This is a genomic window from Pantoea sp. B550 (genome assembly GCF_024158165.1).
GTDB classification, from domain to species: domain Bacteria; phylum Pseudomonadota; class Gammaproteobacteria; order Enterobacterales; family Enterobacteriaceae; genus Pantoea; species Pantoea alfalfae.
On record NZ_JAMYXI010000002.1, the window covers coordinates 55,716 to 68,980 of the forward strand.

The 13,265-nt window shown below is 54.0% G+C and carries 9 protein-coding genes; 6 read left to right on the forward strand and 3 right to left on the reverse strand.

Features of this window, described 5'->3' with window-relative positions; translation table 11 throughout:
• Positions 1-156: 156 nt before the first annotated feature.
• On the reverse strand, positions 157-3,261 hold the full coding sequence (locus NIM72_RS02685; RefSeq protein ID WP_253418500.1) for an efflux RND transporter permease subunit: 3,105 nt from the start codon (positions 3,259-3,261) through the stop codon (positions 157-159).
• 284 nt (positions 3,262-3,545) lie between these two features.
• On the opposite strand from NIM72_RS02685, the gene NIM72_RS02690 reads away from it, so the two are divergent.
• Together NIM72_RS02690 and yajD are read left to right on the forward strand one after the other, a co-directional pair.
• Positions 3,546-3,713, forward strand: coding sequence for a hypothetical protein (locus NIM72_RS02690; RefSeq protein WP_190285975.1), 168 nt, complete (start codon positions 3,546-3,548; stop codon positions 3,711-3,713).
• A 232-nt stretch (positions 3,714-3,945) separates the two neighbouring features.
• Positions 3,946-4,293: an HNH nuclease YajD gene (gene yajD / locus NIM72_RS02695; RefSeq protein ID WP_013356513.1), complete on the forward strand. Its 348-nt coding sequence runs from the start codon at positions 3,946-3,948 to the stop codon at positions 4,291-4,293.
• Between the two features lie 54 nt (positions 4,294-4,347).
• On the opposite strand, the gene NIM72_RS02700 is transcribed toward yajD, so the two are convergent.
• Positions 4,348-5,076 (reverse strand): 2-phosphosulfolactate phosphatase, encoded by a 729-nt coding sequence (locus NIM72_RS02700; protein ID WP_253418503.1) that lies wholly within the window; start codon positions 5,074-5,076, stop codon positions 4,348-4,350.
• Positions 5,077-5,278: 202 nt separating this feature from the next.
• Between NIM72_RS02700 and NIM72_RS02705 the strand changes: the two genes are divergently transcribed.
• From NIM72_RS02705 to NIM72_RS02720, 4 genes are all read left to right on the forward strand, one after another.
• The gene (locus NIM72_RS02705; RefSeq protein ID WP_161736674.1) at positions 5,279-5,617 is read left to right on the forward strand and encodes a cupin domain-containing protein; all 339 of its coding nucleotides are present in this window, start codon (positions 5,279-5,281) and stop codon (positions 5,615-5,617) included.
• A 526-nt stretch (positions 5,618-6,143) separates the two neighbouring features.
• Entirely contained in the window at positions 6,144-8,471 is a 2,328-nt protein-coding gene (locus tag NIM72_RS02710; RefSeq protein WP_161736675.1) for an FdhF/YdeP family oxidoreductase, read from the forward strand.
• Positions 8,472-8,690: 219 nt separating this feature from the next.
• Positions 8,691-9,806: a metallophosphoesterase gene (locus NIM72_RS02715; RefSeq protein ID WP_253418506.1), complete on the forward strand. Its 1,116-nt coding sequence runs from the start codon at positions 8,691-8,693 to the stop codon at positions 9,804-9,806.
• A 77-nt stretch (positions 9,807-9,883) separates the two neighbouring features.
• Positions 9,884-10,684, forward strand: coding sequence for an MBL fold metallo-hydrolase (locus tag NIM72_RS02720; RefSeq protein ID WP_161736677.1), 801 nt, complete (start codon positions 9,884-9,886; stop codon positions 10,682-10,684).
• A 51-nt stretch (positions 10,685-10,735) separates the two neighbouring features.
• Here the strand turns inward: NIM72_RS02720 and NIM72_RS02725 are convergent, their stop codons facing one another.
• Positions 10,736-12,661 carry a methyl-accepting chemotaxis protein gene (locus tag NIM72_RS02725; RefSeq protein WP_253418509.1) on the reverse strand — a complete coding sequence of 642 codons (1,926 nt, stop codon included), beginning with the start codon at positions 12,659-12,661 and terminating at the stop codon, positions 10,736-10,738.
• Positions 12,662-13,265: the final 604 nt, after the last annotated feature.

Sequence of the window (13,265 nt, forward strand, 5' to 3'; positions counted from 1 at the left end):
CGATTTTCGCCCCTCATCTGTCTCTGCCATAAAATACTTTTACGCTTTTTCACCTCTCTGGTATGCGCGACCCGGATAGCGGATCTGACGGCACGTTTTACCGGAGGAGCCGTGATTTCAGCCCGCCAGTCCTGTCGGACAGACGAGCTGAGAGCATTATTTTGCGTCACGATGCCGGGTCAGATAGTGCTTCACCAGCACAAAGAATAGCGGAACGAAGAATAATGCCAGCACGGTACCTGCCAGCGTGCCGCCAATGATACCGGTGCCGATGGCGATGCGGCTGTTAGCACCGGCACCGGTCGCCAACGCCAGCGGTATCACCCCGGCGATAAAGGCCAGTGAGGTCATCATAATCGGTCGCAGACGGGTGCGTGCCGCCAGTAACGCTGCAGCACTCAGCGAACTGCCCCGACGCACTGCATCCTCGGCAAATTCGATAATCAATATCGCGTTCTTGGAAGTCAGCCCGACCGTAGTCAGCAACGCCACCTGGAAGTAGATATCGTTGCTTAATCCGCGCAGCGCCACGGCAAGCACCGTACCCAATACACCGAGTGGCACCGCTAACAGTACGGAGAATGGCACCGACCAGCTTTCATACAGCGCAGCCAGGCAGAGGAAAACCACCAGAATCGAGATCGCATAAAGCGTGGTCGACTGCCCGCCCGCCTGCTTCTCCTGCAGCGAGAGTCCGCTCCACGCGCCCGTCGTGCCTGCCGGTAGTTCATTGGCCAGCCGCTCAATGGTGTTCATGGCATCACCGGAGCTGAACCCTTCGGCGTTCTGACCCTGAATTTCATACGAGGCAGAGCCGTTGTAGCGGTTAAGACTTTCCGGTCCCATGGTCCAGCGGGTCGAAGCAAACGCTGAGAACGGCGTCATGCTGCCTTCACTGTTACGGATGTACCACTTATCCAGATCCGACGGCGCGGAGCGATACTGACCATCGCCCTGCAGATAAACGCGTTTCACCCGGCCACGATCAATAAAGTCATTGATGTAAGCTCCGCCCCAGGCGCTGGTCAGCGTGTCGGTCACATCATCCAGCTGAAGTCCCAGCGCCACCGCTTTACTGGTATCGATATCAATCTGCAGCTGCGGAGTCTGTGGCAGGATATTCGCCCGCACGCCGATCAGTTCCGGGCTTTGCGCGGCGCTCTGCAACAGCTGATCGCGGAGGTTACCCAGTTGCTCACGCGTGGTGCCACCGCTGGCCAGCAGCTCATAGGTGAAGCCATTATTCTGTCCCAGCCCCGGCACCGACGGCGGTGTCAGTGCAAAGATCTGCGCATCCCGAATCGACGCAAGCGCATAGGTGGCGCGTCCGGCAATCGCTTCGGCAGAGTTCTCACTGCCGGGTCGCTGGTCCCAGTTTTTAAGTTTGATAAACGCCATACCGGCATTCTGCGCCGCACCGCTGAAGTTAAAGCCGTTGATGGTGAAGACCACATCAATGTTCTGTTTCTCTTCCGTCAGGAACCAGTCAACAATCTGCTGATTAACGGCCTCTGTGCGGCTGGCGGTTGCGCCCGCAGGCAACGTCGCCTGAAGCATAATGCTGCCCTGATCTTCGGTCGGCAGGAAGCTGCCTGGCAGTCGGGTGAACATCACAAACAGCACCACGCCCATTGCGGCGTAGAGTGACACCATGATTAGCGGACGACGCAACGTTTTCACCACTTTATGACGATACTGACGCTCGGTGGCAGCATAAAAGCGGTTAAACCCGCCAAAGAAGCCTTTGCGATGGGGTGCTGTTGGCCGCAGCAGCATGCCACACAGCGCAGGCGTCAGGGTTAGCGCCACCACCACAGAGAAGGTCATGGCGGCTATGATAGTGACGGAGAACTGCCGATAGATCACGCCGGTTGATCCGGCAAAAAAGGCCATAGGCAGAAAGACAGCGGAAAGCACCAGCGCGATAGCCACCAGCGCACCGGAGATCTCCTTCATCGACTTTTCCGTTGCCTCACGCGCCGGCAAACCTTCGTCATGCATAATGCGCTCGACGTTTTCCACAACCACGATCGCATCATCCACCAGTAGCCCGATAGCCAGTACCATCGCAAACAGCGTCAGGGTATTGATGGTATAGCCGCACAGCGCCAGTACACCAAAGGTGCCGAGCAGCACGACCGGCACCGCCAGCGCCGGGATCAGCGTCGCGCGGATGTTTTGCAGGAACAGGTACATCACCACCACCACCAGCGCGATGGCTTCAATCAGGGTGATCACCACATCCTCAACGGAGATTTTGATGAAGTCGGTGCTGTCGAGCGCATAGGCCACTTCGTAGCCCTGCGGCATCGAGTGGCGATACTCTTCAACTTTGTTTTTGACCAGCGTCGCCGTGGCCAGCGCATTCGCACCCGGTGCCAGCATTACGCCGACACCCGCCGCAGGATGCCCGTTGAGTCGGGTGGTCATGTCATAAGATTCGCCGCCCAGCTCTACCCGCGCCACATCCCCTACCCGCACGATGGCGCCGCTTTTATCACTTTTAACAATGATGTTGCGAAATTGTTCCGGCGTCTGCAGCCGTGACTGCGCTCTGACCGTGGCCGTGAGTTGTTGATTGTCAGGTGATGGAAGGCCGCCGATTTTACCGGCTGAAACCTGAATGTTCTGCGAGCGTATTGCTGCCGACACGTCAGAGGGCTGCAACGCATAAGAGTTTAGCTTGTAGGGATCGAGCCAGATGCGCATCGCATACTGGCCGCCAAACACCTGGATGTCACCGACGCCTTCAGTCCTGGCCAGCGGCTCCTGCATATTACTGACCAGCCAGTCGCCGATATCGGTGCTGTTGCTTTTACCTGTCGTGTCATACAGCCCCATCACCAGCAGGAAGTTCGACTGTGATTTGGTCACGGTGACGCCAAGCTGCTGCACCTCGCTGGGCAGACGCGAGAGCGCCTGCTGCACCTTGTTCTGCACCTGCACCTGCGCGGTATCCGGATCGGTGCCCTGACTGAAAGTGACGGTGACCGACACATTCCCCTGCGAGCTGCTGCTGGAGGTAAAATAGAGCAGATTATCCAGCCCGGTCAGCTGCTGCTCAATCACCTGAGTGACGCTGTTCTCCAGCGTCTCCGCAGAGGCACCGGTGTAAGTCGCACTGATATTTACCGAGGGCGGTGCAACATCAGGATATTGTTCAACCGGCAACAGGGTGATGGAAAGCGCACCAAGCAGCATAATTAAAATGGCAACAACCCATGCGAACACGGGACGATAAATAAAAAAGCGAGAAAACATCAGCGGGATCTCATCCTTTGGGGCGGGAGTAAAACCTGCATTCCTGCAGGTCAACAAACTGCGTTGATTATAGGTTGTCACATCCGGTTAAACATCCTGACATGATCTTTTCCTCAACCGGGCTGATCGCGACGCGGTGCCGCCAGTTTATTTTGTAGCGGCCTGATCGGGTCATATCCGGTGTGATTGCTAAAAACATCGGTGTAGAACGAATCTGATGATGAACTGAGCAAAATAGTCATCCCTGACTATCCTGAAAAAAGGATATCAATCAGGAGAGAACAATGAAATTTTTCTACTTCGTTTCGCTTATCGCCTCTGCACTCTATTTACTGATCTTTCTGCCCAAACTCCGTACCCGACGCGAACCCATTGCCTACTGGGGGTGCTGGATTTATCTGGGAGCCAACGCGATTTTCTGGGCAGTTTATGGCATCCGGCATTACATTTAGCGCGGAATTTTAAGCAAAGCGGTAAATCTTCATGTTTCTGGCGTTATCCTGCTGATAGGCAGGGCTAGCGCTGGCAACAGGTTAAGTTTTTAGTAGCGGGTAGCTGCCGGTTATCGCTTTGAGCTTGTCAGCCCGCCTTCCCGCGTAACAGGATGATTTTTCCTCTGGTTCCGTTGTGGGATATAGTGTCTGCACTATCGTGAACACCTCTGCAAAACAGGTAATCAATGCCATGGCTCTGATCCCTAAAAACTATTCGCGGCTGGAAAGCGGCTACCGTGAGAAAGCACTTAAAATCTATCCGTGGGTGTGTGGGCGCTGCTCACGCGAATTTGTTTATTCAAATCTGCGCGAGCTGACGGTTCACCATATTGATCATGACCACACCAATAATCCGGAAGATGGCAGCAACTGGGAGTTGTTGTGTCTCTATTGTCACGACCATGAGCACTCGAAGTACACCGAAGCTGACCAGTATGGCACCCGCGTGGTCGCAGGCGAGGATGCACAAAAAGATGTTGGTGAGGCGACCTACAATCCCTTTGCCGATCTGAAGTCGATGCTGAATAAGAAGAAGTAACCACTTAATTTTTGGGCCTGTCAGGACAACAATGCGCTGACAGGCTCAGCCTCGTTACGAACCTGCCGCATAAAAATCACCCTGCAACTGACAGGCCCACTGCGCGCTATTCAGATCCAGACAGAGATCGACATCCTCCTGAAATCCGCGCTGTTGAAGTTCCAGCGCTGAAGCGCATTCGCGAAGAGATAATAGATTCAACTGCTGCCAGGCGGCAACCGCACCTGCTGCTTCCGGGGAGCAACGGTCATGCCCGATTGCCGCAATAATGCCACCGGCTGCAGCATAGTCCTCTGTGGCCGGCCGAAGCGTGCCATCGGGCCAGCGCTCCCCACAGGGGATAACCAGAATGCGTTTAAAGTCCCGGCAGGCCATTGCAGTCTGCGAGAGGTTCCTGAAGCAACCGCTGAATACGGTGACGTCCGTATCCACATCCCGGGCCAGGAATGAAATCGCTGATCCATTGGGAGACGGCAGTACCAGTTTCTCGCCCTCTGCTATTTTCCTGATCGACGCAGGCGAGAGACTAAAACCGTCCCTGTCAGATAACCTGTCGAAGCTGGCGAGCCGTGCGCCGATGTTGTTTGCAAAACCGATGGCAGATGCATCCTTCCAGGGGTAAGGATAAACCTGTGCGCCATTATCGACCGCTATGCTGACACAGGTGGAGAAAGACATCACATCGACGATCACGATACACTCCACATTCTTTGCCGCGTAACGGACTGCTGCTGTCCCCCACTCAAGGCGAACGTCAAATCTGTCCTGATTAAACCAGTGCATATCTCATCCTCCGTTACAGCCTGTCAGGCGTGCACCGCTCAATCTATGACACGCCATTGGCGGGTCATGATCGATTAGGTTACCACCACAGCCAAAAATCCATTGAGGTTATTACCAACACTAAAATTTGAGCGTCAACAACCTGGCCTTGTATAGTTAGCCGGGGTTTGAATCCTTACAACAACAATCAGGGCGCAGGACGATGATTTCAAAAGAGAATGCAGAACATTATGTCTGGGGAGACGGGTGCGATGGCTGGTATCTGATAAACCGCAAAGATATGTTAGTCATTCATGAAAAAATGCCGCCCGCCACCCGTGAGAAAAGACACTATCATGCTTCATCCCGGCAGTTTTTCTTTGTTCTTCAGGGCGTACTGTCGATGGAGCTGGAGGGCGAAGTGCATGATATCAGTGCGCAACAGGGAATCGAAATTCCGCCACACGCTAAACACCAGGCCAGAAATAACAGCGATGCGCCAGTGGAGTTTATTGTGATTTCTCATCCGACAACACGAGGCGATCGTACAGACCTCTCCTGATCGGCCAACAACGCCCGGCAACGGTGCTGTCTCATGATGTGAACAGATACCTGCAGAACGATACTTTAAATACCAGAGCGGGTTGTTAATTTGTGCGGTAATAACGATCTGTTATATTTTCCTGTGCCCGGATCCCGTTACACCAACACTGCCGTTGTGAATATTTTTTCCGCTTTAGTGTACAGGTAGAAATATTAACCGTAATGACTTTCCCCCTAAGAAATTAAATACTTCAGGCTCGCTATCAGATTATCAGCCTTCTATAACAACCATTTACCTGCCATCGTTTTATTACCAGTCATAGTAACCTTTCAGTCTCTGATAAATTACCCTGATGATAACGCAGTACCGTCTCGTTTATTATCACCTGACCCTCCCTCTTATTTCATACCAGAAAAACAGAGTGCAGGATCCCTGCCGAAACATTTTGAGAAAAAATTTTGCTGAATAATAGCCACAATCCACATTGCTGTTCCTTTTTATGTACCAGGCTTAGCCGATAACAATAGAGACAATGTGGAGCATTATGAAAGAGCAAAATCGCACAAATGGCATCGCCCCTTATGGGGGTGCTGCCGGTGGTTGGGGCGCACTAAAGGCGGTTGCCGATGCTATCCGCGGCCAGATGTCAGTAAAGCAGGATGTGATTGCCCTGTTTAAAGTCAACCAGCCGCAGGGCTTTGACTGTCCGGGCTGTGCCTGGCCAGACCCGCAACACGCCTCATCTTTTGAATTCTGCGAAAACGGGGCGAAAGCCGTCTCGTGGGAAGCCACCAGCAAGCGCACCACGCCAGACTTTTTTGCTGCGCATACCGTGACTGAATTGTGGGAGCGCAGCGCACTGCATCTGGAGGGAGAAGGACGGCTGACCCATCCCATGAAGTACGATGCCACTACCGACACCTATCAGCCCATTGAGTGGGAAACGGCGTTCCAGGAGATTGGTGAGCATCTGCGCAGCTATGACGATCCCGATAGCGTGGAGTTCTATACGTCGGGCCGCGCCTCCAATGAAGCGGCGTTCCTGTGGCAGCTGTTCGCCCGCGAATATGGCACCAACAACTTCCCGGACTGTTCAAACATGTGCCACGAACCGACCAGCGTCGGGCTACCGGAGTCGATTGGCGTTGGTAAAGGTACGGTAGAGCTGGAGGATTTTGACCACTGCGATCTGGTGCTCTGTATCGGTCATAACCCTGGCACCAACCATCCGCGCATGCTCGGCACGCTGCGTGAAGTCTCTAAACGCGGGGCCACTATCGTGGCGATAAACCCACTGCGTGAGCGCGGGCTGGAACGCTTTACCTCGCCGCAAAGTCCGATTGAAATGCTGTCAATGAGCTCTACTGAGCTGGCGTCGACCTATTACAAAGTGCGGGTTGGCGGCGACGCGGCAATGCTCAAAGGCGTGATGAAGATCCTGCTCACTATGCACGAGGAGGCATTGAGCCAGGGCAAACCCGGCGTCATTGATGACGCATTTATCAGGGAGCACACAGAAGGTTTTGATGCCCTCAAGGCCGACCTGGAGAGCACCGACTGGGAGCATATCCTGAAAGTCTCTGGCATGGCGCGCGAGGAGATCCAGCATATCGCCCGGCTGTATGCCAGCGCCGAACGGACCATCATCTGTTATGGCATGGGGATTACCCAGCACCAGTATGGCACCCAGAACGTGCAGCAAATCGCCAACCTGCTGCTGATGCGCGGCAATATCGGTAAGCCGGGCGCAGGTATCTGTCCGTTACGTGGACACTCCAATGTGCAGGGCGACCGCACTGTAGGCATCACTGAGATTCCGCCGCAGTCGCTACTGGATGGTATTGAGAAGGTGTTTGGTTTCAGGCCGCCGCAAAAGCATGGTCATGGCGCAGTGGAGGCGATAAAGGCCATGCGCGATGGCAAAGCTAAAGCGCTGCTCTGTCTGGGGGGTAACCTGGCAGAAGCAATCTCCGATCCCCAGGTGACGTTCCCGGCCATGCGTAATTTAGATCTGGTCGTGCATATGGCCACCAAACTCAACCGCTCACACCTGTTACTCGGCAGGCACAACTATCTGCTGCCGGTGCTGGGCCGGACTGAGACCGATGTTCAGGCTACCGGCGCGCAGAGCGTAACCGTTGAAGATTCCATGTCGATGGTACATGCCTCGCGCGGTTCGCTGAACCCGGCTTCACCTCATCTTAAATCTGAACCCGCGCTGGTCGCCTCACTGGCTAAGGCAACCCTGCCAGACAGCGTGGTTGACTGGTCAGCCATGGTCGCCGATTACAGCCGCATCCGTGATGCCATTGAAGCGGTGTTCCCGGCGTTCGAAAACTTTAACGAGCGGATTAAGCATCCGGGAGGTTTCAGGCTCCATAACGCCGCATCAGAACGGGTCTGGCTCACGCCTTCCGGTCGTGCGCAGTTTAAAGTGATGCAGGGCATTAACGAAGATCCCCGCTCGCTGAAATGCCATGATCTGGTCCTCACCACCCTGCGCAGTCACGACCAGTACAACACCACGCTGTACGGACTAAATGACCGCTATCGGGGCGTGACAGGCCGCCGCGATGTGCTGTTTATCAATGCCGAAGAGGCAGAGAAACGAGGACTGCGGGTGGGTGACCGTGTCGATCTTATGGCACTGGATCCGGAGGGTAATCCCACCTCGCGTCAGATGAAAAACCTGACCATCGTGATTATTGATATGGCACCAGGTTCAGTCGGCGCTTACTACCCGGAAGCCAATGTGATGGTTCCGCTCGACAGCCACGATACGAAAAGCGGCATTCCCGCCTATAAAAGTATTCCGATCGCTATGACGCGGGTAACCGACGAGACGCACACCACCTCAGGTATGCTTCGCTAGTCTGACCTGCCAGACAGTGAATGTTGTCAGCGTGGCCAGTGTTCCGGTCACGCTGTTTTTACTTTTTCGGCCCTCAGCTTCTTTTATCACCGGTAAAGCACCCCGCGCGAAGTAACCCGAACGGCAGCATCGTATACACTGATGTGCGGAAAACAGTTCTATAAACGATTGTCTCATATTTGCCTGCGCTGACGTTTAGCGCCCTACCGGAAGACTGCCATGTTTCACCTGATTTTCAGCTTACCCAGCTGGTATGTTATTGCGCGCGTGATCATTCCCTTATCCCTGCCACTGGCCATCAAGGTCCTGCTCTCAGCACTGGTGCTGCTGGCCTCACAATATCTGCTGGTAAGCCGCTTTACGTCAGGCGGCATTTTCTCGGCAGAAATGCCCCGCATTATCATCATCCTGTTTAACTGGGCGTACAGCACCGTGCTGCTGCTGGCGCTGCTGCAGATGCTGATGGATGCAGTCATGCTGATCGCGCTGCTGTTGCGGCATCCGCTGGAGCTGGTGCCTGGTGTTCGCTATCTGGCTGCGGTGCTGGCGATGGTGCTGGCTGCTGTTGGAGTGCAGCAGGCGATTCGGGTGCCGCCGGTCAAAGAAGTGACGCTGGTCCTGCCCAATCTTCCGGCTGAGTTCGAGGGCTATCAGCTGCTGCAGCTGACCGACCTGCATATCACCCGGTTGTTTAATGCGGCCTGGACCGCCGCGATGGTTCAGCGAGCGATGTCTCTTAACGCCGATCTGATTGTGATAACGGGCGATGTGATCGATGGCAGCCTGGAACACAGGCGTCATGACGTCGCACCACTGCGCGCGCTGACCGCCCCTGACGGCGTATGGGCGATTACCGGGAACCACGAATATTTCTTCCATCAGGCAATCTGGACAGCACATCTTGCCTCACTAGGGCTGCAGCCGCTGCTCAACAGCCACACCGTTATTCAGCGCGGAACCGCAAAGCTGGTAATTGCCGGCCTGCCAGACGCCTCCGCACCCGGCAGAAATGCGACCGGCCCCGATCTGGCCCGCGCGCTGGCACAGGCACCTGAAAGCGCACCGGTGATCCTGCTGGATCATCAGCCGCGCAATGCCCGCCAGAACGCGGCGCAGGGCGTGGATGTGCAGCTTTCAGGACATACGCATGGCGGTCTGATTATCGGACTGGACCGGCTGTTTGCTAAACCCAATGCCGGATTTGTGTCCGGGCTTTATCACGTTGGCGGAATGCAGCTCTATGTGAATAACGGCACGGCACTCTGGCCCGGCATGGCGGTCAGGCTGGGCCGTCCATCGGAACTGACGCGGATTACTTTACGCCGCCAGCGGTGATCGTGTGACGAAACTGCGTCAGGAAAGTGCGGTTTTTGCAGGTGTGCATAAGCTTGAGTAAGACAAAGGAGATCACCATGACGATGTTATGTACCGCCTGCGGCACCGCTTATCCGCCCCAGTCTTCTCATCAGCATTGCAAAATCTGCGAGGATGAACGTCAGTACGTTCCTGCCACGGGTCAGGGCTGGATCGCGTTTGACGCGCTGCGCGCCAGCCACGCGAATAAGTGGACGGCCCACAGCGATGCGCTGTTAAGCCTTAAAACCGTGCCTGAATTTGCCATTAATCAGCGTGCCTTTCTGCTGCGTACGCCACACGGCAACGTGCTCTGGGACTGTATTGCTAACCTCGATGACGCCACTTTTACGCTGATCACGGCGCTGGGCGGCATTGATGCTATCGCGATTTCACATCCGCACTATTACACCACCATGCAGGAGTGGGCAGAGGCGTTTAACGCGCCCCTGCATCTGCACGCCCGCGATCGGCAATGGATTGTCCGGGATAGCCCGCATATCCGGTTCTGGGAGGGTGAATCCCTGGCGCTGATGCCATCGGTGACACTGTTACGGCTGGGCGGCCACTTTCCTGGTGGCAGCGTGCTGCACTGGGATGAAGGCGGAGGCGTAATGCTGGCGGGGGATATCATGCAGGTCACGCCGGGTGCGCATGGCGTGTCATTTATGTGGAGCTACCCGAATATGCTGCCACTGTCAGCCGCCACAGTAGGCGACATCCTGCATCGGCTTGATGACGTGACATTCGGGGAGCTTTATGGCGCGTTTGAAGGTCAGGATATTCGTGAGCAGGCGAAAGAGAAAGTGATTCGATCGGGAGAGACCTATCTGGCCTGTCTGCGGGATCATCAGGCGTAGCAGGCGTTGAGAGAAAACAGCCGCCCACAGGTGGCGGCTGCTTTAACACTATTATGCCGTCTGGAACACCGCAACCATAGTACGCAACTGGCCTGCGCGTGCGGCAAGCTCATCAGCAGAGGAGGCCGATTCTTCTACCAGCACGGCGTTCTGCTGCGTCACCTGATCCATCTGGTTCACTGCAATATTGACCTGAGAAATACCACTGCTCTGCTCCTCAGATGAAGAAGAGATATCACGCATCAGCTGAGAGGTCTGTTCAATAGCACTGACGCTCTGCTTCACTTTGTCGCCTGCGTTCTGCGCCATCGCAATCCCTTCCTGCGCATGACCGACCGACTGCTCAATCAGGCTCTTGATCTCTTTTGCTGCACTGGCGGAGCGTTGTGCCAGCGCACGCACTTCGGATGCGACAACCGCAAAACCTTTGCCCTGCTCGCCGGCGCGCGCCGCTTCAACCGCGGCGTTCAGTGCCAGAATATTGGTCTGGAAGGCAATGCTGTCGATCACAGAGGTGATCTCTTCAATCTGACCCGAACTGCCGCGGATTTTGTGCATGGTCTGCATCACGGAATCCATCGCCGCGCCGCTTAACAGTGCCGCCTGCGTCGCTGATTCTGCGCGATCAGAGGCAAAGCGGGTGTTATCCGCATTCTGCTGAATAATTGATGCCAGCTGTTCCATGCTGGCCGCTGTTTCAGCCAATGAAGCCGCCTGCTGTTCGGTGCGAGACGAAAGGTCGCCATTGCCACGGGCAATCTCTTCCGAAGAGTTAGCAATGGTGGCGGCGTTACCTTTGATATCCGAAACCAGCTGGGCAAGACGCTGCTGCATCCGCATTAACGCATTCAGCAGTTCAGCCATTTCATTACTACCGGAAATCGTCAGCTGTGCTGTCAGATCGCCTGCCGCGACGCGACTGGCCACTTCGACCGCTTCTTTGACCGGACGGGTCACCGAGCGGGTGATCATCACCGCCACCAAAATGGCCAGCAGAGCGACGGCCAGCAGACCTGCCAGCAGCAGATACTGCGCCTGACGCCTTTTATCAATCTGTACTTCCATCAGCTGTTGCAGGCGGATACTGGTTTGCTCGCCCAGCTCCGCATAGCGGTTAATCGCCTGAGTAAACACCCGTACATATTCAACCGGCGCCACACTGGCGTGCCCGCTCACAAATATACTATCAGCCAGTTGCAGTGCGCCTTGTGCCTGCTGATTCGCATCCTCTGCCAGACCAGAGAACGTGGTTTTCAGATCCGGCTCAATGAAGAATACCTTGTCCATATTTTTGCTGAACTGTGCCAGCGCGGTTCTGCCATTATCAAGCTGGAATGCCAGACGACTGCGATCGGCCTCAGAAATATTTCCACTGGCAATCAGCGACGTACCATTGGCTCGGATCTGACCCAGAGTTTCAGTCAGCAGCGGCAGGCGACTATAGATGCTGACGATCAGCTGGTAGGTATTTAAATCTGCATCCAGCGAAAGCTGATAAAAATCCAGCACATCCTGATTGGTGTCCAGTAAGACCTGAATCAGATGGGCGTGACGCGTCAGGCTGGTTGCCAGCGTGAGTTTGCCAGCGTTGATATCATCCTGCAGCTGACCCCACTCCTGATTAACCCGCTGCAGCGATTTCAGCGGTTGTGCCTGCTCGTCATCCTTGCGCAGATCGTCAGCAATCGTTCCGGATAACGTATTGATTTGCGAGACCAGCGCCAGACGTGGTGCGTTATCAGGCTTGTTAAGGGAGATGGCGATAGCGCTCTCTGCACGATGACGCTGTAACAGGTTAAGGAGTTTCAGGACTTTTTTCTCAACCGGTATGCCAGATAGCTCTACATTCTTGGTATCGATAAGCTGATTACCTGTCTGAATAAACAGAAAGGTAGGTAAAATAAACAACACCAGTGCAAAGGTGCCCAGTAACAGGAATTTTGCTGGCAAATTAATCCGGTCGAGTATTTTTTTCATTCTTTTCCGCTCTGATGTGTGAGGCGTGCTGGTGAGTAGTGCACAAAATTGCTCGTGTAATATTATTTTTACCCTTTCTTTTGCATAGCCAGAGGCGCCTCATTCAGCACAACATTGCTATAAAGGAAGGAGTTTCGTATAAAATATCAGAAATGTATATCGCAACAGAAAGGAGTATAGATTGTGATACGTTACTTTACAGTGAATAAAATGACGATATTTACTGCAACATTCACCTAAGCCAAATCTATAAATAGCTATAAATATCAATAACATAAAATAACAATACACATACCTGCCTTTTTAGTCGTAAGCCTGACTTCAGCATCAACGTTATGAAAATAAAGAAACTCAAGTTAATGTTATTGTCGCCGATAACAGTCATCCGCACTGTATCGAATTAACTTTCATTATCCTATTAACCCTGGCGAGACCTTCCCCCCTGAATATCGATATAGTCTCACCTCACTCGAAAGAGTTAATCCCAGCAGGTTATTTTAATAATGAAATCGATTTCATTAAAAGTTTATTTTGCTTAGCACTGTTTCATTTAGCTAATTAAGGATATAAAAAAGCCCCCACAGTATGGAGGCTATCATTTTAC